The organism is Pseudomonas sp. H1_D04 (assembly GCF_054683855.1).
In genome coordinates, this window is sequence record NZ_CP162826.1 from 5,180,893 (window position 1) to 5,202,759 (window position 21,867).

The window sequence follows — 21,867 nt, forward strand, 5'->3', positions numbered from 1 at the left end:
TTGTTGCGTCTCTTAATGAGCAGGGGTGATGTCTTCCAGTTTTCAGCTTTTATCGACGTTGGCCTCGGTCGGCGCATACAACCGTAAAAAGCTGAACCCGTGTTTGCCGGACGAAGTTTGCACCCAGTTGCGCTCGAAGTCTTTTGGCGCGTGCGTTGAGGGGCACGATCGCGCTAGCGTCCTATTGAATGAGTAACGGGGCAGGGCGGCGACGAGTGTCAAACGTTGGGCAGCATCGCTTTGACTTTGTCACGCAGTTGATCGATGGAAAACGGCTTGGCAATCACCTGCATGCCGTCAGGCACATCGATGTTTTCGGCATAGCCGCTGGCGAACAGGATGGGCAGGGAGGGGCGCAACTCACGCACTTTGGTTGCCAGTTGCTTGCCGTCCATATCGGGCAAGCCAACGTCGGTCATCATCAGGTCAATCACCTGGTCAGTATCTTTAACCTGTTCCAAGGCCTTTTCAGCGTCGCCTGCTTCAAGCACCTTGAACTCCAACTCCTCAAGCACATCGACGATCAGCATGCGCACGATGGCGTCGTCTTCAACGACAAGGATGGTGGAGATGACTGTGGACATAATATGGAATTCCCAAAAAAGGCGAGGTTTACCGGCTGCCGTTCTGACAGGCCTCTTCCTTGAGTAAGCGCGGCCTGTAGACAAGTTCCCGCAAGCGGTAAAAACAATGCAATACAAAAGGCTAGGGAGAATAGCTTGTTCCGCTGTAGGAATCTGTACAAAACAGCTTTAGAAAAATGGTCTTGCCCGCCAGTTTGGGGCAAACTCCCGGTTTTTCCGTATTTGGCCAAGGCATGCCCATGACTCCTGCGTCGTCCGTCGATGAAAAGAGCTTTCGTAACCTCCTGAGCCGGAACGTGGCATTGCCCCTGGGTGTGGGTGTGCTGAGCGCCGTGTTTTTCGTCTGCCTGATTACCTATTTGCTAACGGTGATCAAGTGGGTTGAGCACACCGATCGGGTAATCAATAACCTTAACGAGTCGTCCAAGCTCACCGTGGACTTGGAAACCGGCATGCGTGGTTTCCTGATTACCGGCGATGAGCATTTCCTCGACCCATACGAAGTGGCTAAGCCGCGCATCATTGCCGACCTGCGCAATTTGCAGGAACTGGTGGCCGATAACCCGCAGCAGGTCGACCGCCTCAAACGCCTTGAGGCCATGCAGGACGAGTGGAATAAATACGCCCAGTCGATGATCGATATGCAGCGCCAGAGCGGTGATTACCGCAGCGCGGTCAAGGCTGGCCGCGGCAAGCGCCTCACCGATGAGATTCGCAAGGAGTACGACGATGCGGTGGCGATGGAGCAACAGCTTCGCCTCACTCGCAATGAGGACGTGACGCGCACCACGGTGATCAGTGTCACCTTGTACCTGGTGTTCGTACTCGGTTTGAGTGGCTTTCTGGCGTATATCGGCCGGAAGAATTTACTTGCTCTATCACAGAGTTACGCCGCAACCCTCGCGTCTCAGCAGAAGATTGCACGGCGCCTCGAACAGCAGGCTTGGTTGCGCAACGGGCAAACCGAGCTGGCCGAACAAGTGCTGGGCCAACTGACCCTGAACATGCTGGGGCGCAATATCCTGCAATTTTTCGCCCAGTACATGGGCTCGGCGGTTGCGGCGCTGTATGTACGCGAAGAGCACGGCGGCCTCAAGCGGGTCGCCACTTATGGCTTCTCCCGTGACCAGGAGCAACTGGAACAATCGATCTACAGTGACGAAGGCATCGTTGGGCAGGCTGCCCAGCTGGATCGCCTGATTCGCCTGGACGATGTGCCAGTGGACTACTTTAAAGTCAGTTCCGGCCTTGGCGAAGGCGCCACCCGCAGCGTGCTTGTGATGCCGACCAGCGATGATGACCGCGTCAACGGGGTAGTCGAACTCGGCTTCCTGCGCCCGCTGGAGGACCGTGACGTTGAGTTGCTGGAACTCATCGGCGGCAACATCGGCACCTCCATCGAAGCCGCGCGCTATCGTCAGCGTTTGCAGGAAGTGCTGGCCGAAACCCAGCAGCTCAACGAAGAGCTGCAAGTGCAGCAGGAAGAGCTCAAGACCGCCAACGAAGAGTTGGAAGAGCAGTCACGCATCCTCAAGGAATCCCAGGCCCACCTGGAGACCCAACAAGCAGAGCTGGAGCAGACTAACGAACAATTGGCGGAGCAGGCCCAGACCCTGGCCGAACAGCGCGACGCCATGGACCGCAAGAACATCCAGCTCAATCAGGCTCAGGTAGAACTGGAAGACCGCGCCGAAGAGTTGCAGCGGTCCAGCAAGTACAAGTCCGAATTCCTCGCCAACATGTCCCACGAACTGCGCACGCCGCTGAACAGCTCGTTGATTCTGGCCAAATTGCTGGCGGAAAACCCCCAGGACAACCTCAGTGCCGAACAGGTCAAGTTCGCCGAATCGATCTATTCGGCCGGTAATGACCTGCTCAACCTGATCAACGACATCCTGGATATTTCCAAGGTGGAAGCCGGCAAACTGGAAGTGCGCCCGGAAAACTCCAGCGTGACGCGTCTTGTGGACGGTCTGCGCGGGATGTTCGAGCCGCTGGCCGCCGACCGCAAGTTGGGGTTCCAGGTGGAGATCCAGCCAGGTGCGCCGATCATGCTGTACACCGACCGCCAGCGCCTGGAGCAGATCCTCAAGAACCTGCTGTCTAACGCGGTCAAGTTCACTGAACAGGGCCAGGTCAGCCTATCGGTATCAAGCGCATCGGAAGGGGGCATTGCCTTTACCGTGCGCGATTCCGGGATCGGCATTGCTCCGGACCAGCAGGAAAGCATCTTCGAAGCCTTCCGCCAGGCCGATGGCACCACCAACCGGCGTTACGGCGGCACCGGCCTGGGCCTGTCGATCTCCCGGGACCTGGCGGCCTTGCTGGGTGGCTACATCAGCGTAACCAGTGAACCGGGCAAGGGCAGCGTTTTCACGCTGGTATTGCCGGAGCAGTACGTGGAGCGCGCCGAAGACGCGCCGCCGATCGAGCAGCCGCGCCAGGCCGTCGTAGTGCCGGCACCAACACCGATCAAAGTGTCGCCGTTACCGGTGACCGACACTAAACTCATCCCGCGCTTTGCCGACGACCGCGACAAGGCACCGTTCACCACGCGCTGCATCCTGGTGGTAGAAGACGAGCCTAACTTCGCGCGCATCCTGTTCGACCTGGCCCACGAGCTGGGCTACCAATGCCTGGTCGCCCACGGTGCGGATGAGGGTTATAGCCTGGCTGAGGAATACATCCCCGATGCAATCCTGCTGGACATGCGCCTGCCGGACCATTCCGGCTTGACCGTGTTGCAACGCCTCAAGGAGCACGCCAGTACCCGTCATATCCCGGTGCATGTGATATCCGTCGAAGACCGAGTCGAAGCTGCCATGCACATGGGCGCCATCGGGTATGCGGTGAAACCCACCACCCGCGAGGAGCTCAAGGACGTATTTGCGCGCCTGGAAGCCAAGCTGACCCAAAAGGTCAAGCGCGTATTGCTGGTGGAAGACGACGACCTGCAACGCGATAGCATTGCCCGCCTGATCGGCGACGATGACATCGAAATTACCGATGTCGGTTACGCCCAGGCCGCGTTGGAGCTGCTGCGCACCAACGTCTACGATTGCATGATCATCGACCTCAAGCTGCCTGACATGCTCGGCAACGAGCTGCTTAAGCGCATGGCCACCGAGGACATTTGCTCGTTCCCGCCAGTGATTGTCTACACCGGGCGCAACCTCACCCGTGATGAAGAAGCCGAGCTGCGCAAGTACTCGCGCTCAATCATCATCAAGGGCGCCCGTTCGCCGGAGCGCCTGCTGGACGAAGTCACACTCTTTCTGCACAAAGTCGAATCCCAGCTGTCCCATGACCGCCAGAAGATGCTCAAGACTGCCCGCAGCCGCGACAAGGTCTTCGAGGGGCGCAAGATCCTGTTGGTGGACGACGATGTGCGCAACATCTTCGCCCTCACCAGCGCCCTGGAGCATAAAGGTGCCGTGGTGGTGATCGGGCGTAACGGCCGTGAAGCCATCGAGAAACTCAATGAAGTCGACGATATCGACCTGGTGCTGATGGACGTGATGATGCCGGAGATGGACGGTTACGAAGCCACCGCCCTGATCCGCCAGGACCCGCGCTGGAAGAAGCTGCCTATTATTGCGGTGACGGCCAAGGCCATGAAGGACGATCAGGAGCGCTGCCTCGCGGCGGGTTCCAACGATTACTTGGCAAAGCCGATCGATCTGGACCGTCTGTTCTCACTGATTCGCGTATGGCTACCCAAGATGGAACGCATTTAAGTGGAGCACGTTTTTTTGGACAAGAGCAGCGACATTGAGCTGCGCCTGCTGATTGAGGCGATATACCTCAAGTACAGCTATGACTTTCGCGACTACTCGGGTGCGTCGGTCAAACGCCGTGTGGCTCACGCCCTGCGCCAGTTCGACTGCGCGACCATTTCGGCGTTGCAGGAACGGGTGCTGCATGATCCAGCGGCTTTCATGCAATTGCTGCAATTTCTCACGATCCCGGTGAGCGAGATGTTTCGCGACCCGTCGCACTTCCTGGCGATCCGCCAGGAAGTCGTGCCGCTGCTCAAAACCTATCCGTCGATCAAGATCTGGATCGCCGGCTGCAGCACAGGGGAGGAGGTGTACTCCATGGCGATCCTGCTGCGCGAAGAAGGGCTGCTGGAGCGCACGATCATCTATGCCACGGACATCAATCCTGCCTCGCTCGATAAAGCCAAGCAGGGCATCTTTTCCCTGGAGAACGTGCGCGCCTACACCGCCAACTATCAGCAGGCAGGTGGGCAGCGTTCATTTGCCGACTACTACACGGCGGCTTACGATTACGCGATCTTCGACAAGACGCTGCGCGAGAACGTGACCTTTGCTGATCACAGCCTGGCGACCGATAGCGTGTTCTCAGAAACTCAATTAATTTCATGCCGTAACGTACTGATTTATTTCAATAAAAAGTTGCAAGACAGGGCGTTTGGGTTGTTTCATGAGTCGCTGTGCCATCGCGGCTTCCTGGTGCTGGGCAGTAAGGAAACCCTGGATTTTTCTGCCTACAGCAAGCAGTTCGAAGCCTTGGTCAAGCAAGAGCGGATCTACCGGAAATCATGAACGACGCGCAAGCCAGCCCGATTCGCGGGATTGAAGCCATCGTCGTCGGCGCGTCTGCCGGCGGTGTGGAGGCGTTGCTGCATATTTTTGGCGAGCTGCCTGCGGGCTTTGGATTGCCGATCATTGCCGTGCTGCACCTGCCAGATGAGCGCCGCAGCCAGCTGGCCGAGGTATTTGCGCGGCGCTTGCGTATCCCGGTCCTTGAAGCTCGTGACAAAGAAATTATTGCAGCGGGCTCCCTGTATTTCGCCGGTCCCGGCTATCACCTGTCGGTGGAGCATGACCGCAGCCTGTCCCTGAGCCAGGAGGATCGCGTGCATCATTCCCGGCCCGCCATCGATTACCTGTTCGCGTCCGCGGCTGATGTCTATGGCAAAAACTTGCTGGCTATTCTGCTGACCGGCGCCAACCAGGACGGCGCGAAAGGGTTGGCCCATGTCAAGCGCTCGGGGGGGATCACCGTCGTGCAAGACCCCGCCGAGGCGCGTATTTCGGTGATGCCGCTAGCGGCCCTGGCCTTGCATACACCTGACCATATTCTCACGCTGAGCCAAATTGGCTCGTTGCTGGCTTTGCTGGAATCCTCCCCATGTTAAGTACCTTCCAGGCCAAACTGCTGATCGTCGACGATCTGCCGGAGAACCTGCTGGCTCTCGAAGCGCTGATCAAACGCGAGGATCGCCAGGTCTTCAAAGCGTTGAGCGCCGACGAGGCCTTGTCCCTGTTACTGGAACACGAATTCGCCATGGCGATTCTCGACGTGCAGATGCCCGGCATGAACGGTTTTGAATTGGCCGAACTGATGAGAGGCACCGAAAAAACCAAGAACATCCCGATCGTGTTCGTCAGTGCCGCCGGCCGCGAACTCAACTACGCCTTCAAGGGCTACGAGAGCGGCGCGGTGGACTTCCTGCATAAACCGCTGGATATCCACGCGGTGAAGAGCAAGGTCAATGTCTTCGTCGACTTGTACCGCCAAAGCAAGGCCATGAAGCAACAGGTTGAAGCGTTGGAGCGCAGCCGCCGCGAGCAGGAGCAGTTGCTGAACCGCCTGCAGGCCACCCAGGCCGAGTTGGAACAGGCTGTGCGCATGCGTGATGACTTTATGTCGATTGTCGCCCATGAGGTGCGTACGCCCCTTAACGGGCTGATCCTGGAGACACAGCTACGCAAGATGCACCTGGCCCGGGATAACGCCGCCGCGTTCACCCTGGACAAGATGCACGCGATGGTTGACCGCGATGAGCGGCAGATCAAAAGCTTGATTCGCCTGATTGAAGACATGCTTGATGTGTCGCGCATTCGCACCGGCAAGCTGTCGATCCGCCCCGCAAGGTTTGACCTCGCGCAACTGGTCAGCAACCTGGTGGAGAACTTCGCGCCACAAGTGGCAGCCGCCGACTCGTCGATGCAACTGGTTGTGCAAGGGCCCGTCGAAGGGAACTGGGATGAGTTCCGCATTGAGCAGGTAGTCACCAACCTGCTGACCAACGCCTTGCGCTACGGGGCCAAAAGCCCGGTGGAGGTGCAGGTGTACAGCGAGCATGGCGAAGCTCGGGTCGAAGTGCGCGACCACGGTATCGGCATCAGTGCAGAGAACCAGAAGCGTATTTTCCAGCAGTTCGAGCGCGTGTCTGCCAGCCAAGTGGCGGCGGGCCTGGGCCTTGGGCTGTTTATTTCCGAGCAGATCGTTGCGGCCCATGGCGGCACCATCGAGGTCGAAAGCCAGATAGGCGAGGGCGCGCTGTTTCGGGTGTGTCTGCCCCTTGAAACGTCAGCGTGAAATCAATCGTCACTTCGACGCAACCTCTGCGTGACCCCATGGTCGTACTTGCAGCAATTGACCGAACGAAGGCTTCCCATGAGTGAAGATGCACAAGATGTCGTACTGATCGTCGAGGACGACGAATCCATTATGTTTGTGCTGGGTGAATACCTGGCAGGCCTGGGTTATCGGGTCCTGAAGGCGATCGACGGCAAGCAAGCGTTCGAGATTCTGGCGACCAAGCCGCACTTGGACCTGATGGTCACCGACTACCGTCTGCCGGGCGGGATTTCCGGGGTACAGATCGCAGAACCGGCGATCCAGTTGCGACCGGAATTGAAGGTCATTTTTATCAGCGGTTACCCGCAGGAAATTCTCGAATGCAACAGCCCGATCACGCGCAATGCGCCGATCCTGGCCAAGCCGTTTGACCTGGATACCCTGCACGAGCATATCCAACGCTTGCTGGCGTGAAAAAGTGGCGCGTGGGCGCCACTCAATTCAATCGTTAACGTTTTAACCTTTGAACATTGGCGTTGAGTGTACTGGCTGGCGTGTACGCGAACTGCCAACCGCGTTTTCCGTCAATACCATTGAGGAAGGCCTGCAAACCTTTGTCGTTGCTCAGTGGATAGACCGTCATACCGCCGCTAATTACCGGGAGGTTGCCATTTTTGATCATGGCCATATCCAGATCCGGACTATTAGTGTTGAAAAGGTACAACTGATTGTCTTTGGTTTTTTGGATGTAGACGGTGTGCGCGAACGCTTCGCCCTCATTGGTATGCTTGAAATTCAATAGCCCGGACTCTGTAATGTCAGCGCTGTTGAACACCGTTTGGAGGTTATCTGTTTTGATTCCCATCAGGTCCAGGTAATGCGGCGAATAGTTTGTGCCGCCGCTGCGGTCTGTAGCCTTTATGACAGCATCGTACACTTCAGATGAAAGGCTTTTTTCAGCCTGCCCCACCCGCATAGACGCCTCGTAACAAACCAGGCCCTGATTACCCGGCGCTTTGTGCAGTATTTCCAAGTTCTGTATCAACTGAGTGTTAGACAGTTTTTGGGGGCCGGACGGAGTGAGGGGGGCGCTGTACAAGCTGTTGACGTCCAGATTGAAAACGCTGTTTTTTTGCTGCCAGTCATCCGTGTGATCAAAGACCTTGAATTCCAACTTTGTTGGGTCGGTGCTATGGGTTTTATAGGGGGGCTGAAGTTTCTTGTCACGCGTCAGTTTTTCTAAGCCTTTTTGCATCGCCTCTGCGCTTGAGAAGTTGGCGAGACCATGGTTGGGATCATAAAAGTAATACGTTTTATACCCGCCATCGACTTTTACTCCCGCGGCCATCGCATGGCCTGGAGAGTCGATCATTAATGATTTCGAAACCGTCGAATTGGACAGCTCCCTGACCATGTCTTGAATGGAAACCTGACGGGTGGGCTGTCCTGCATGGAAGGCACTTTGGCCACCCGTTTTGCTTTGGATTTTACTGAGCTTGGCGACAAAATCCCTGGAGGCCGGATCTAAAGCAAAGGCCGCGGCGGTGTACATATTCTTGATTAACACTTGCTCCTTGCCTTGCGCCATCGCCGTTGCCATGGCACGTGCGAGAGCCGCGCACTGACCATCAGACAATTGTCCGGTTTGGGTGAGGTAAATGATTTGGGGCATAGGCGTAACGTCTCCGAAGCGCGGCTCAATGTTGCCTATAAATCGCGCCGATGTGTTTTTACCGAACTGATAGGCCATGTCGTCATATTTTTTGACCAACATACCGACCTGTTCTGATGTCAGGGTTTTACTGGCGCCAAGCTTCATTAAGTCAGCCAATGACATCTTATTGGAGTAGCCACTGATCTTCCGCGGGTCTCCGTAAATATAGCCGCGGTCAAACGCCTCTTTATCTGGCCCTTCTCGATGGGTTCTAACGGATTTCTTCCAGTCGCCGACCACCGCGCCACTTATTCTTTTTGCAGGGTCCGTTGCTGTCGCAAAACTTCCCAAATCATTGCTGTGTACCGAAGGCAGGAAGTCTTTTATGGCAGGGCCGTAGGGTTGCCCGGTTGCCGGGTTGAAGGCGTGCCACTTTCCATCGAGAAGGGTTGCCGGTGCTTCAATGAACTCGTTGTTGACCTTGAATGTTCCCACCGAGGCCGCGTCGAAACGTTTACTGGCGGACACCAGGTCATAACTGCCAGCAGAATGAGTCAGTGTTCTAAAACCCTTTAGTACTGATGTGGAACCAGTTTTCGCGAGGTAAAAGGCCCCCTTGGCGAGGTCCGTTGCGCCGTCGAAGGGATTAAGACTTCCTATGGCTGTGCGCCCGACAATCTTAGCGCCGTGGAGCAGCTTGCTGAGTGCGGAAGCGCCGGACATCATTGCTTTGGCGCCCTTTGCCGCCGCACCGGCCCCGGCGATAAAACCAAACACATCCAGTGTCAGATCCAAAACGCCTTCAGCGTAATCACCGTTTTGAAAGTTGAAAATCGCCGACCTTAATGGGATCAGATTCAACATGAACTCACGCACCTTTTTGTGAAAAGGCTCCTCAGTGTCAAAGGTCGTTTGTTGTTGGGCCTCCATTGTGAGTGCTTTGATATTGATGTGTTTGATAAACGCATCGGCAATATAAGAGGTACGTTCACTGTTAAAGCTATCGGGCGTGGCGGCTGCGCCACTTTTTTCATCCGTGAGGCCTGACGCGGACGGTGTGTCGGGAATCACCTGGACAAGTTTTCTATCAGGATGGGTGTGACCGGTTGGGAATCTTCCAGGTCGAAAATCGCCCAGGTCGGTACGTTCGGTAATTTTTGCGTGTTTTAGATCTATCTCGTAGGTATGAATCTGACCCATGCGTTCAGTTTTGACCAACAGGTTGTGATCGTCACGCTCGCGTATTTTCGGCATGAGAGAGAAGGGTGAATAGTCAATGTATTGCTCTTTAACAAGAGTTAATTTTCCGAGTTCAAGATTATTTCGCGTGGAAATGGGTTGTTGCGATATCAAGTGTTTGACTTGCGTGCCCAGGCTTTTTTCCATGCTTGAGCAGTACGCCGAAAACGCACTTTTGAAGGTCGAGGAAAGATGAGGGAGTTGTTTTATCGTTTTCAGGACCTCGCTGATATTGACGCCAGAGGCTGACGAAACAAACCTGCTGGGCGAGTAGGGGGATCCGTCGGTGAAGAGCGCTCTATAAAAAGCATCGGGTTGGGCGGTGGGTGCGCCATGTGCACTTCTTCCATCCATGTACAAATCCAGGACCGAATAAGGTCCGGGGAAATCCGCAACAGAAGGCTCCAGCGTGATGCACTTTTCATCAAAAAGTGCCGCAGCCATGTGCGGCAGCGCCTTCTGTAACTCTTCCCGCGCCATGTCCCTGGCTATCGGCATCGGTGCACGTTGCGCATCGCTGGCAGTTTTCAATTCAGCGATCCGAGCATGAAACGCGTTGCGCACTTCGTTCATCTGCGTTTCGTTTTGAGGGTAAGGCAAGCCATTGGCGTGCCCCCAGTCCTTGAGCGCTTCCTGCTGGACAAGGAACTCAGTACGACGCTCCTCTTCAGAGATCGGTGCGATCGCCGCTTGCAGCATCACCTCGCCGTAGGTCATCGCCGCCGTTGATCCCGCAGCCTTGGCCTCAAGGCGCCCGACGGCGGTGACAAAACTGACCCAACTGTGAGAGCCGAAGGTCAGGCTTTCGGGGATGTCCTTGACCAGCAACTCCGGCGTACGGCTTGCCAACAACAGGTGGGCTTGCAGCGCGGCTTTCTCGGGCGATGATGCTTGGCCTGAGGACACCAGGTAGTCGCTCAGGTCCTTGACGATGCCCGCTACAGGCTTCCCGTAAACATTAGGGCCCAAGGTAGAAATGCCCGCTACGTAGCCTCTGGGAGCGCCTGGTTGAACCTTACGGTCAATACTCAGCGCAGCCAGCAGCCAGTCGTTGGGACTGCCTTTCACAGACTTTGCATCGAAACTGCTCTGCAGTGCTTCGCCAAGTGCCTGCCCCCTGGGCGACTGGATCAACCTGTCGAGGACCCGTTGAGGATGACGTAACTCGGAAGGCTCGAATGTCGCGTCTTGCGCCAGGTACTCCAGCACGCTCTTGAAAGGCTTCAGGTCAATGTCGCCGATCTTGCCGTGACGTAGGTTTGCCCTCAGTTGCCACTGGCTGCGGGTGTCGAGTGGTATCGGCCATGCCAGTGCACCGCCATAGTTGCCATGGGGCGGGTGTTGGGGTTCTGGTCGGAGCAGGGCCGCGGCGAGATTCTCCGCTTCCTGGTGATTGGTGGGAATATCCCAACCGTTTGCCTGCAGGTAGTGCTCAAGTGTGGCTTCGCCCCATGTGTTCATGGCAGCTTCTGGATAGCTGCTGTCGGGGGCGATCTGGACGTTGTTTTTTTGCAGGTGATCAAGAATCAGCTCGGAGGGAAGATCGCCGCGCTTTAAAAGCATGGCGAGATGCGTGAACGCAAACGCGGCCTCACGGCGGGTATTCTTATCTCCCAGGGCCTTCTTTTGCCCTGTGAGTGCCTCCTCACTGCGCGCCTCTTGAAGGCCGGCGGGTAGCTGCGCAAAGGATTTATCCTGCGCCAATTGCGCCGCTCTGTCCTGGCGCTCTGCGACTGACGATTTTTCGGGCTCCCGATAGAAGCGCTTCACCAGCCATAACGGCGCACTGTTGCTGTGTTCGGACAACGGCGGGGAGAAAGTGGAAAGTCCGTTGCCCGCCGCTATGACCTTCGCCGCCTCAACGACAGGGCCGCTTACCCCGGACCACTGCTTGTCTTCCTGGCCATGCGTCTGTGTCACTGGTGATGCGGTGATATAGCGCTGAACTTTGAAAGATACCTGACCCGATTCGGGCGTGATTTTCACTGTGCGGCTATCCACCCCGATGTGTCTCATCCACTCCTTGACATCATCGGACTGCATCGCTCGCCCTAATTGCGCCCACCACTGACCGAATGTGGAGTTGGGAGGAATGTTTTCTATCATCACCTCCCGATCCTGACTTTCAACATCAGTCAAGCGAAGGAGTGCCTTGCCATAAATCTCGGCCAGAAGGCTGTCGCCCTCAGAACGGGCGGTGTCATGGGAGGGGATGGGACCTTCAGTCCTGAGCCCAGGCTTATTGAACTGGGGTTGATCTACGGACGTCAGTGGCGCGTTGACGTTCATCGGGAGGTGATGACTGAGCACTACATCATTACGGGATGGGATCATTGGCTAGCTCGTCAGGTCGGCAGGGAGGAACACCCTAGGTGTCACTCTCAGTACCCAAAACCGTTCTGGCGATTCCGCTTATCCCGACGCCAATGATTTCCGAACTTTTCCCTCTTGACCTGGCTGTGCCGCAAGCAATACATGCATCACATCACGCCCGGATCATCTCCCGCACCTTCGCCGTCAACAAATCAAAGGTAAATGGCTTGGTAATCAACTGCATGCCAGGGTCGAGAAAACCACCGCGCACGGCGGCATGTTCGGCATAGCCGGTAATAAACAATACCTTCAGATCCGGCCGCATCTGCCGGCCGATCTCTGCCATTTGTCTGCCGTTCATGCCGGGCAAGCCGACATCGCTGATCAACAGGTCGATCCGCTGTTCAGATTCAATGATCGGTAATGCCGTATTGGCGTCCTCTGCCTCAACAAACCCATAACCCAGCTCTTTAAGTACTGCGCTGACCAGCACGCGTACGGCGGGGTCGTCCTCGACGATCAGCACGGTCTCCCCGGAATTGGCAAATGGCAGCAACGCAGGGTCGACGGGTGCGGGCACGACGGTCTCACCCAGAAAACGTGGCAGGAACAGGCTGACGGTCGTCCCAAGGCCCACCTCGCTGTGCAGGGTGACGTGTCCGCGGGACTGACGGGCGAAGCCGTAGATCATCGATAAACCAAGGCCGGTGCCTTGGCCGATCGGCTTGGTGGTAAAGAAGGGATCGAACACACGGCCAATCACGCTTTGCGGGATGCCGCAGCCGTTATCACTGATGCTCAGCTCAACGTAATCGCCTGGGGGCAGGGTGCCAAACGCAGCGGTGAAAACGCTGTCCAGGTGCCGATTCGACGTTTCCACCGTCAGCTTGCCGCCGTTGGGCATTGCATCGCGGGCATTGAGCACCAGGTTGAGCAGGGCGCTTTCCAGCTGATTGGGGTCGGCTTCAGCTGTCCAAGGCTGGTCGGTGAGTTGCATCTCAAGGGTAATGCTTTCATTGATGCTGCGTTCCAGCAGTTCACCCATGGAGCTGACCAGTTCATTGATATTGACCGGTTTGGAGTCCAAGGATTGCCGGCGGGAAAACGCTAGCAACCGATGGGTCAATCCGGCTGCGCGGTTAGCTGACGTGACGCCAAGATCGATGAGGCTATCGAGGTCGTCCAACTTGCCACGGGACACGCGCCTGCGCAGTAACTCGAGGCTGCCGATAATCCCGGTGAGCATATTGTTGAAGTCGTGGGCGATACCGCCCGTCAATTGGCCGACGGCTTCCATTTTCTGTGATTGGCGCAGCGCCTCTTCGTTGTGGCGCAGTTGCGCGGTGCGCTCTTCGACTTGTTGTTCAAGGGTTTCAAGTGTGCGTTGCAGGCGCAGTTCGCTTTCGCTCAAGTCGATCAGGCGGTCACGCGCCTCGTACTGGCGACGACGGCCGCGCAGAGCAGCGCTGACCAGGCTGATCAGGGTCACCGGGTGGAAGGGCCGCTCCAGGAAGGTCACATTGCCGAGCAGGCCACTGAGGTGGGACGAACCGTTCTGTTCGCTGCCGCCGTGATGGGTCATCAGCACGATGGGCATATCCGACCAAGCGGGCTGCTGGTGCAGTTTTTCCAGCAGCGGCTCCAGATCGATACCGCGCAAGGCTTCGGCGGCAATGATCAACAGACCTGCACCTTCTTCCATCGCGTCGCACAGCATCGGCAGGTGGGTCGCGACGATGCCGGAGTAACCGGCTTCGTTGAGCATCATCAACGCCAGTGAACTGTCGCGCCCCACTGGCGCCAGGATGATCGCGCGTTCGGAAACGCCAAGTAGATTCGGCACTATTGCTCATCCTTGAGCAAAGGGGAGCCTGCGCCCATGTAGGTCGGGATGCCGCGCAGTACGCCCTGGAAGTTGTCCAAGGGCTCGCCGACGGTCAAACCACGGTTGCTGATGCGGTATTCACGAATGGTCGACTCGTGGGCGCCGGTACGTTTCTTGATGATCGAAATCGCCCGGCGGACTTTGCCCAGCGCTTCAAAGTAACGCAGCAGAATCACTGTGTCGGCCAGGTAGGTGATGTCGACCGGTGCTTGCATGTCACCCACCAACCCGTGTTGAGCGACGGTCATGAAGGTCGCCGCACCGCGACGGTTGAGGTACAGCAGTAACTCGTGCATGTGCAGGATCAGCGCATTTTCTTCAGGCATCGCCGCCTGGTAACCGTTGATGCTGTCGATCACCACGGTTTTGATACCCCCTTCGTCGATAGCGCGGCGCACCCGGTGGGAGAACTCGCCAGGGGACAGTTCGGCAGCGTCCACTTGTTCGATCATCAAGTTGCCGGTGGCCTGCAGCGCTTCAAGGTCGATACCCATGTTTTTCATGCGTTCAAACAACAACCCCAGCTCTTCGTCGAAGATAAACAGCGCTGCCTTTTCGCCGCGTAACACGGCGGCGGCAGCGAAGATCATCGAGATCAACGATTTGCCGGTACCGGCCGGGCCGAGAATCAGACTGCTGGAGCCCGTCTCGATACCGCCTCCCAACAATGAGTCCATCTCGCTGATGCCGCTGGTGAGCGTCTGGCGGTTGTAACCACCGCGGTGTTCGGCGGCCACCAGGCGAGGGAATACATGCACCCCGTCCTGCATGATGGTGAAGTCGTGGAAACCGCCGCGATACTTCTGTCCACGGTACTTCACCACGCGAACGCGGCGGCGTTCGGCACCGTAGTTCGGCGTCAATTCTTCCAGACGGATCACGCCGTGGGCCACGCTGTGCACGGTTTTATCCAGGGATTCAGTGGTCAGGTCGTCCAACAGCAGTACGGTGGCGTCATAACGCACAAAGTAGTGCTTGATGGCGAGGATCTGCCGGCGATAACGCAACGAACTCTGCGCCAGCAGGCGGATCTCAGAGAGGCTGTCGACGACCACGCGGGTCGGCTTGACCCGTTCCACCACCTCAAAAATCTGCCGCGTGGCTTCACCCAGCTCAAGGTCAGAGGAATACAGCAGGCTCTGTTGGTGCTCGGCATTGAGCAAGCTTTCCGGTGGGGTCAGCTCAAAAATATGGATGTTGTCATCCAGGTCCCAACCGTGGGACTTGGCGCCCTGGCGCAACTCGCGCTCAGTCTCCGACAAGGTGATGTACAAGGATCGCTCGCCGTTTTTTGCCCCGGCCTGAAGGAAATGCAGGGCCACGGTGGTTTTACCGGTACCAGGTTCACCTTCCAGCAAAAACAGGTGGCTGCGCGATAGCCCCCCGGCAAGAATGTCATCAAGACCTTCGATGCCGGTGGCCGCCTTTTCACTGAACAGCTCTTTGGATGTAGACAAGAAGTGCCCTCGGGTCACGTACAAGTGGAAGGGCATGTTCGTCACAACACGCCATGTTTACTTGACCGTGGCACTATGCAACCGTTCAACAAACGGCTCAATTTATCGGTACAGGCGAGCCGTCCCCGAGGTGTCGTGGCGTGTCTTAGAGCCCTTGCTGCAAGGCCGGATCGTCCGGATTCTGTTGCTCAAGCTGAGCCAGCAGCACTTGGACATTCTGCAACTGCCCACTCTCTTTCCAGTAGTTGACCAGCAGCACCCGAGCCTTGCGATTGGCCGGGTGGCGCTGGACGATTTCTTCCAATTGGCGCTGCGCTGCCTCCAGCTCCTGCTGGTCGTGCAGGGTGGTGGCCAGGTCGTAGCGGTAATCCTGATTATCCGGCTCAAGCTCTACCGCTTTGGACAGGCCGAGGAGGGCATAAGGCCGCTCGCCATGGTGCAGCAGCCACATGCCGAGGGCGTGTTGCAAGTAGGCGGACTCGGGGTGAGACGCCAACTGCCGCGCCAGCAATTGGCGGGACTCGTCGGTCTTGCCTTGCTTATCCAACAGCTCGATCTGCGCGACCACTGCTTGCAGGTTGTCCGGTTGCAAACGCATCGCCTGTTCCAGGGCCTGTTGCGCCTCCGGCAACAGCGCGCTGTGGATGTAGAGGCGTGCCAGCTGAATCCACCCCTCGGCGGTTTCGGGCTGGGCCTTGAGGTATTTCACGAATTCGTCCAACACCTGCTGCAGCGGCCCGAAATACAGGCCAAGGGTGTCCGGCGAAAGGCCGAGCAAGGCATTGGCGGCGGCAAAGCGCACGCTTTGCTCGGGGTCATCCAGCGCCGGGCCCAGCAGCAGGGTGCGCTGGCCCGTGGGCACCAGGCCGACAATGCTGTGGATCGCCGCTTCGCGCACCACCGGCGATTCATTGATCAGGTCTTTATCCGCCAGCTTCAGGGCCTGGGGGCTTGGATAGTTGTGCAGTTCGGCATGCAGGGCGGCGCGGCGCTCATCGGTCAGGTCCGGGCGGCCCAATTGCTGATACAGCACTCGGGCGGCGCCAGGCTCGCCGTTACGCGCCTGTTTCAGCGCTTTGGCGTAGCCATGGGCAATCGCGGGAGCCACAGCCACCGGGGCGGAGCGGGAGAAATACCAGGTGAGCAGCACAATGAAGAACAGGGCGCACAGGCCGACGATGGCGTAACGGCGTGACTTTGACATGCAGGCGTCCGAAGCTTGAGTAGCTATTACAAAGGCCGTCAGCTTCGGTCAGACCAGGGCAGGTGTCAAACCGGCGTCAGGTGAGCACGTACTCCACTGGCTCCAAGGGCGCCGGCAGTTCGGTTTCGCCCAGCGCCGCGAGAATCTCACGCTCCAAGGTGCGTAGAAGCGCATTGCAGGGCAGGTCGTTTTCATCAAAGCCGAACGGGTCTTCCAGGTCATCGCCGATTTCATCCAGGCCAAAAAAGGTGTAGCTGACAATGGCGGTGAACACCGGTGTCAGCCAGCCCAGAGGTTCGGCCATGGCGAAGGGCAGCAGAATACAGAACAGGTAGATGGTGCGGTGCAAAAGCAGCGTGTAAGGGAAGGGCAGTGGCGTGGTCTTTATCCGCTCGCACGAGGCCTGAACCTGACTCAGGCTGACCAAGCGGGTTTCCAGCTGGGTGTAGCGCCATTCGCTGATGACGCCCTGCTGAGCCAGTACCGAAAACCGCCCGCCGAGCTGTTGCAGCACACGGTCCGGCAGGTTGGGATGGTCCGCTTCCACGCTGGCCCAGGGCTGTATCGCCTGGGCTTCATTTTCATGGCGCAGTCGTGCGATCAACCCATGGGCAAAGCCCCCCAGCCCGCGCAACACGCGCGCACGTTCAGCGGCATCGGCGAGTACTTGTGTTTCACGGATCAGCGAGCGCACCTCGATGATCATCTGCCCCAACTGCTTGCGGCCCTCCCACCAACGGTCATAGCAGGCATTGTTGCGAAAGCTCATGAAGATCGACAACGAGAGCCCGAGCAAGGTGAAGGGCGTGGCGTTGACCTTGGAGAAGTACGCGGGGTGCAGGGTTTCCACGAGCACGATCACCGACGCCAGCAACGTGACCAGTAGGCTGCGCAGGGCGATGCGCTTGGCAATCGAACCTTTTAGGGAAAACAGGATACCCAGGAGATTGGGTTTAGGACGCACGATCATGGGGGGGCTTCTTTGGTGGTGCAGGCCATCAGGTTAGAAGCTGATAGGGAGGGCGTCCAATCGCTTGGGCTTACCGGCTGATCGGTGGGGTCTATGATCGGAGGTGCGCCAGCTTCTGTGTCAAGCAGGCCTCTGTGGTGGGCGGGGCAAGTCCACTCACCACCAGTGCCTTGCCCCCTTGGCCAAACCAGTCAGCCATGTTGAAAGCTTTGACCATTGTCGCTGTGCAGCACCCAAGCGACTATCTGGGCCATACGCTCGTTACCCGGTCCATCGTTCAAGGAAACAATGATGCAGATTGAAAACAAGGTTTTTCTGGTCAGCGGCGGCGCTTCGGGCCTCGGCGCGGCCACCGCTGAGATGCTGATCGCCGCTGGTGCCAAGGTGATGCTGGTGGATTTGAACGCCGAAGCGGTCGCCGCCAAGGCCAAGCAATTGGGTGAAAACGCCCGCAGTGCGGTGGCCGACATCAGCCAGGAAGCTGCCGCTGAAGCCGCCGTGCAAGCCACGGTTTCGGCCTTTGGCGGCTTGCACGGGTTGGTCAATTGCGCAGGCGTGGTGCGCGGCGAGAAAATTCTCGGCAAGAACGGCCCTCACGTGCTGGCGAACTTCGCCCAGGTGATCAACGTCAACCTGATCGGCAGCTTCAACCTGTTACGCCTGGCCGCTGCGGCCATTGCGGAAACCGAAGCGAATGCCGACGGTGAGCGCGGCGTGATCATCAATACCGCTTCCGTGGCCGCCTTCGATGGGCAAATCGGTCAGGCTGCGTATGCGGCCTCCAAAGGTGCCATCGCCAGCCTCACACTGCCCGCGGCTCGTGAATTGGCGCGTTTCGGTATTCGCGTAATGACCATCGCTCCCGGTATCTTCGAAACGCCCATGATGGCCGGCATGACGCCGCAAGTGCGCGACTCCCTGGCCGCCGGCGTGCCATTCCCGCCACGGCTGGGCAAGCCTGCCGAATACGCCGCACTGGTGCGGCACATCATTGAAAACAGCATGCTCAATGGCGAGGTGATCCGTCTTGACGGTGCCTTGCGCATGGCAGCCAAGTAAGGAGAGTGACCCATGACTGATCCCATCGTGATTGTCAGCGCCGTGCGCACGCCCATGGGCGGGTTCCAGGGTGACCTCAAGGGACTGACCGCACCTCAACTCGGTGCCGCCGCTATTCGTGCAGCGGTTGAGCGCGCCGGTATCGCTACCGACGCCGTGGATGAAGTGCTGTTTGGCTGCGTACTCCCTGCTGGCCTGGGCCAGGCGCCAGCGCGGCAAGCGGCATTGGGCGCCGGGTTGGACAAGTCCACCCGTTGCACCACCCTCAACAAGATGTGCGGCTCAGGTATGGAAGCCGCCATCCTGGCCCATGATTCACTGCTGGCGGGCAGTGTCGATGTGGTGATTGCTGGCGGTATGGAGAGCATGTCCAACGCACCGTATTTGCTGGACCGCGCCCGCAGTGGCTACCGCATGGGGCATGGCCGCGTCCTCGACCACATGTTCCTCGACGGCCTGGAAGACGCTTACGACAAGGGCCGCCTGATGGGCACCTTCGCCGAAGACTGCGCCCTGCATAACGGCTTCACCCGTGAAGCCCAGGATGCCTTCGCCATTGCCTCCTTGACCCGCGCTCAGGAGGCGATCACCCACGGCAACTTCGCTGCCGAAATCGTCCCGGTACAGGTCACTGTCGGCAAAGAGCAAAAAACCATTCTGCACGACGAACAACCCCCCAAAGCCAAGCTGGACAAGATTGCCAGCCTCAAACCGGCGTTTCGCGAAGGCGGCACGGTGACAGCGGCCAACTCCAGCTCGATTTCCGACGGTGCTGCGGCGCTGCTGCTGATGCGCGAGTCCGAGGCGCACAAACGTGGGCTCAAGCCGTTGGCGGTGATCCATGGGCATGCTGCATTTGCCGATGAGCCGGGGCTGTTTCCCATGGCGCCAGTGGGTGCGATTCGCAAATTGATGAGCAAGACCGGCTGGAACCTTGATGAAGTGGATCTGTTCGAGATCAACGAAGCCTTCGCGGTGGTCAGCCTGGTGACCATGAGCAAGCTGCAAATCCCCCATTCCAAGGTCAACGTTCACGGCGGTGCCTGCGCCCTCGGCCACCCGATTGGTGCCTCGGGCGCCCGCATCCTGGTGACCTTGCTCTCGGCCCTGCGCCAGAAGGGCCTCAAGCGTGGCGTTGCCGCGATCTGCATCGGCGGTGGTGAAGCCACAGCCATGGCCGTCGAATGCCTGTATTAAGGAGCCACGATGCTGCCCAATGACGAACAACTGCAAATCAGCGACGCGGCCCGGCAATTCGCCCAGGAACGTCTCAAACCTTTCGCCGCCGAATGGGATCGCGAGCACCGCTTTCCCAAGGAGGCCATCGGCGAGATGGCCGAACTGGGGTTTTTCGGCATGCTGGTGCCGGAGCAATGGGGCGGTTCCGATACCGGCTACCTGGCTTACGCCATGGCCCTGGAAGAAATTGCCGCTGGTGATGGAGCCTGCTCCACCATCATGAGCGTGCACAACTCGGTGGGTTGCGTGCCCATCCTCAAGTTCGGCAACGACCAGCAAAAAACGCAGTTCCTCACGCCTCTGGCCAGCGGCGCCATGCTGGGGGCCTTTGCCCTGACCGAACCGCAGGCCGGTTCCGATGCCAGCAGCCTGAAAACCCGCGCGCGTCTGGACGGTGACCACTACGTGCTCAACGGTTGTAAACAGTTCATCACCTCCGGGCAAAACGCTGGGGTGGTGATTGTGTTTGCCGTTACCGACCCAGCGGCAGGCAAACGCGGGATCAGCGCGTTTATCGTGCCCACCGATTCGCCGGGCTACAGCGTCGCGCGGGTCGAGGACAAGTTGGGGCAGCATGCGTCCGACACGTGCCAGATTCTGTTTGAAGACGTGAAGGTCCCGGTGGCCAACCGTTTGGGTGAGGAGGGTGAAGGCTACAAGATCGCCCTGGCCAACCTCGAAGGCGGCCGCGTGGGCATCGCCTCGCAAGCAGTGGGCATGGCCCGTGCCGCGTTTGAAGCGGCGCGCGACTACGCCCGCGAGCGCGAGAGTTTCGGCAAACCGCTGATCGAACACCAGGCGGTAGCCTTCCGACTCGCCGACATGGCCACGCAAATCGCCGTGGCACGGCAGATGGTGCATTACGCCGCCGCCTTGCGCGACAGCGGCAAGCCGGCGCTGGTGGAAGCGTCGATGGCCAAGCTGTTTGCCTCGGAAATGGCCGAAAAAGTCTGTTCGGCCGCCTTGCAAACCTTGGGCGGTTACGGTTACCTGAGCGACTTTCCCCTGGAGCGGATCTACCGCGATGTGCGGGTCTGCCAGATTTACGAAGGCACCAGCGACATTCAACGCATGGTCATCTCACGCAATCTCTAAGGAGCCGATACATGAGTTACGAAACCATTTTGCTCGACGTCCAGGGCCGCGTCGGGCTGATTACCCTGAATCGTCCGCAAGCCCTGAATGCGCTGAATGCGCAGTTGGTCAGTGAGTTGAACCAGGCGCTGGATGATCTGGAAGCCAATCCGCACATCGGCTGCATCGTGCTGACCGGTTCGAAGAAAGCCTTTGCGGCCGGCGCCGATATCAAGGAAATGGCCGAGCTGACCTACCCGCAGATTTACCTCGATGACCTGTTCAGCGACAGCGACCGCGTGGCCAACCGCCGCAAGCCGATCATTGCCGCCGTCAACGGTTTTGCTTTGGGCGGCGGCTGCGAACTGGCGCTGATGTGCGACTTCATCCTGGCGGGTGATGGCGCCAAATTCGGCCAGCCAGAGATCAACCTCGGCGTCCTGCCCGGCATGGGCGGCACCCAGCGCCTGACCCGCGCGGTAGGCAAGGCCAAGGCCATGGAAATGTGCCTGACCGGGCGCTTTATCGATGCGGTGGAGGCTGAGCGTTGCGGGATTGTCGCGCGCATCGTGCCGGCCGATGAGTTGCTGGATGAAGCGCTGAAGGTCGCCACGCTGATTGCTGGCAAGTCGGTGCCAATCAGCATGATGGTCAAGGAAAGCGTGAACCGTGCGTTTGAAGTGAGCCTGTCCGAAGGCGTGCGCTTTGAGCGCCGTGTGTTCCATGCGGCGTTTGCGACGCTGGATCAGAAGGAAGGTATGGCGGCGTTTGTGGCCAAGCGCACGCCAGAGTTCAAGGATAAGTAAGCCAATCTTCATGTACTGAAGTGCAAATGTGGGAGGGGGCTTGCCTCCTC

At 58.3% G+C, this 21,867-nt stretch carries 15 protein-coding genes; 9 read left to right on the forward strand and 6 right to left on the reverse strand.

All coding sequences use genetic code 11. The features are described 5' to 3' along the window. Positions 1-218: 218 nt before the first annotated feature. Positions 219-584 (reverse strand): response regulator, encoded by a 366-nt coding sequence (locus AB4N82_RS23910; RefSeq protein WP_122680979.1) that lies wholly within the window; start codon positions 582-584, stop codon positions 219-221. 239 nt (positions 585-823) lie between these two features. On the opposite strand from AB4N82_RS23910, the gene AB4N82_RS23915 reads away from it, so the two are divergent. From AB4N82_RS23915 to AB4N82_RS23935, 5 genes are all read left to right on the forward strand, one after another. Then, a complete protein-coding gene (locus tag AB4N82_RS23915; RefSeq protein WP_122765248.1) occupies positions 824-4,321 on the forward strand; it encodes a response regulator in 3,498 nt (1,165 codons plus the stop codon). Next, positions 4,322-5,152, forward strand: coding sequence for a CheR family methyltransferase (locus tag AB4N82_RS23920; protein ID WP_177326419.1), 831 nt, complete (start codon positions 4,322-4,324; stop codon positions 5,150-5,152). Then, a complete protein-coding gene (locus tag AB4N82_RS23925; protein ID WP_099602501.1) occupies positions 5,149-5,748 on the forward strand; it encodes a chemotaxis protein CheB in 600 nt (199 codons plus the stop codon). Before AB4N82_RS23920 ends, AB4N82_RS23925 begins: the two co-directional genes overlap by 4 nt. Further along, entirely contained in the window at positions 5,742-6,935 is a 1,194-nt protein-coding gene (locus AB4N82_RS23930) for a hybrid sensor histidine kinase/response regulator (protein WP_095184745.1), read from the forward strand. Before AB4N82_RS23925 ends, AB4N82_RS23930 begins: the two co-directional genes overlap by 7 nt. A 78-nt stretch (positions 6,936-7,013) precedes the next feature. After that, positions 7,014-7,391, forward strand: coding sequence for a response regulator (locus AB4N82_RS23935; protein WP_032885674.1), 378 nt, complete (start codon positions 7,014-7,016; stop codon positions 7,389-7,391). A gap of 34 nt (positions 7,392-7,425) precedes the next feature. Here the strand turns inward: AB4N82_RS23935 and AB4N82_RS23940 are convergent, their stop codons facing one another. The 5 genes from AB4N82_RS23940 to AB4N82_RS23960 all read right to left on the reverse strand — a co-directional run bounded on the left by AB4N82_RS23940 (position 7,426) and on the right by AB4N82_RS23960 (position 17,639). Beyond that, positions 7,426-12,144 carry a hypothetical protein gene (locus tag AB4N82_RS23940; protein WP_163034967.1) on the reverse strand — a complete coding sequence of 1,573 codons (4,719 nt, stop codon included), beginning with the start codon at positions 12,142-12,144 and terminating at the stop codon, positions 7,426-7,428. Between the two features lie 151 nt (positions 12,145-12,295). Next, positions 12,296-13,966, reverse strand: a complete 1,671-nt coding sequence (locus tag AB4N82_RS23945) for a response regulator (RefSeq protein WP_095184747.1) — start codon at positions 13,964-13,966, stop codon at positions 12,296-12,298. Beyond that, positions 13,966-15,465, reverse strand: a complete 1,500-nt coding sequence (locus AB4N82_RS23950) for an ATPase domain-containing protein (RefSeq protein WP_032885743.1) — start codon at positions 15,463-15,465, stop codon at positions 13,966-13,968. Before AB4N82_RS23950 ends, AB4N82_RS23945 begins: the two co-directional genes overlap by 1 nt. Before the next feature lie 145 nt (positions 15,466-15,610). Continuing rightward, entirely contained in the window at positions 15,611-16,669 is a 1,059-nt protein-coding gene (locus AB4N82_RS23955; RefSeq protein WP_095184748.1) for a tetratricopeptide repeat protein, read from the reverse strand. 76 nt (positions 16,670-16,745) lie between these two features. Then, complete coding sequence (locus AB4N82_RS23960; protein ID WP_032885671.1) at positions 16,746-17,639, reverse strand: bestrophin family protein; 894 nt, start codon at positions 17,637-17,639, stop codon at positions 16,746-16,748. Positions 17,640-17,930: 291 nt separating this feature from the next. On the opposite strand from AB4N82_RS23960, the gene AB4N82_RS23965 reads away from it, so the two are divergent. Genes AB4N82_RS23965 through AB4N82_RS23980 form a run of 4 tightly spaced genes read left to right on the forward strand, consistent with a single transcriptional unit; the run spans position 17,931 to position 21,817 of the window. Next, positions 17,931-18,698 carry an SDR family NAD(P)-dependent oxidoreductase gene (locus AB4N82_RS23965; protein WP_099602498.1) on the forward strand — a complete coding sequence of 256 codons (768 nt, stop codon included), beginning with the start codon at positions 17,931-17,933 and terminating at the stop codon, positions 18,696-18,698. 12 nt (positions 18,699-18,710) lie between these two features. Next, positions 18,711-19,895: an acetyl-CoA C-acyltransferase gene (locus tag AB4N82_RS23970; protein WP_122765165.1), complete on the forward strand. Its 1,185-nt coding sequence runs from the start codon at positions 18,711-18,713 to the stop codon at positions 19,893-19,895. 9 nt (positions 19,896-19,904) lie between these two features. Then, the gene (locus AB4N82_RS23975) at positions 19,905-21,032 is read left to right on the forward strand and encodes an acyl-CoA dehydrogenase (RefSeq protein WP_122765164.1); all 1,128 of its coding nucleotides are present in this window, start codon (positions 19,905-19,907) and stop codon (positions 21,030-21,032) included. 11 nt (positions 21,033-21,043) lie between these two features. Continuing rightward, a complete protein-coding gene (locus AB4N82_RS23980) occupies positions 21,044-21,817 on the forward strand; it encodes an enoyl-CoA hydratase (RefSeq protein WP_122765163.1) in 774 nt (257 codons plus the stop codon). The last annotated feature ends 50 nt before the right edge of the window (positions 21,818-21,867 follow it).

Bases quoted from the DNA above. Each gene is read 5' to 3' on its own strand.
- AB4N82_RS23910 (WP_122680979.1), bottom strand. From the start codon at position 584: ATGTCCACAGTCATCTCCACCATCCTTGTCGTTGAAGACGACGCCATC.
- AB4N82_RS23915 (WP_122765248.1), top strand. From the start codon at position 824: ATGACTCCTGCGTCGTCCGTCGATGAAAAGAGCTTTCGTAACCTCCTG.
- AB4N82_RS23925 (WP_099602501.1), top strand. From the start codon at position 5,149: ATGAACGACGCGCAAGCCAGCCCGATTCGCGGGATTGAAGCCATCGTC.
- AB4N82_RS23930 (WP_095184745.1), top strand. From the start codon at position 5,742: ATGTTAAGTACCTTCCAGGCCAAACTGCTGATCGTCGACGATCTGCCG.
- AB4N82_RS23935 (WP_032885674.1), top strand. From the start codon at position 7,014: ATGAGTGAAGATGCACAAGATGTCGTACTGATCGTCGAGGACGACGAA.
- AB4N82_RS23940 (WP_163034967.1), bottom strand. From the start codon at position 12,144: ATGATCCCATCCCGTAATGATGTAGTGCTCAGTCATCACCTCCCGATG.
- AB4N82_RS23955 (WP_095184748.1), bottom strand. From the start codon at position 16,669: ATGTCAAAGTCACGCCGTTACGCCATCGTCGGCCTGTGCGCCCTGTTC.
- AB4N82_RS23960 (WP_032885671.1), bottom strand. From the start codon at position 17,639: ATGATCGTGCGTCCTAAACCCAATCTCCTGGGTATCCTGTTTTCCCTA.
- AB4N82_RS23965 (WP_099602498.1), top strand. From the start codon at position 17,931: ATGCAGATTGAAAACAAGGTTTTTCTGGTCAGCGGCGGCGCTTCGGGC.
- AB4N82_RS23970 (WP_122765165.1), top strand. From the start codon at position 18,711: ATGACTGATCCCATCGTGATTGTCAGCGCCGTGCGCACGCCCATGGGC.
- AB4N82_RS23975 (WP_122765164.1), top strand. From the start codon at position 19,905: ATGCTGCCCAATGACGAACAACTGCAAATCAGCGACGCGGCCCGGCAA.
- AB4N82_RS23980 (WP_122765163.1), top strand. From the start codon at position 21,044: ATGAGTTACGAAACCATTTTGCTCGACGTCCAGGGCCGCGTCGGGCTG.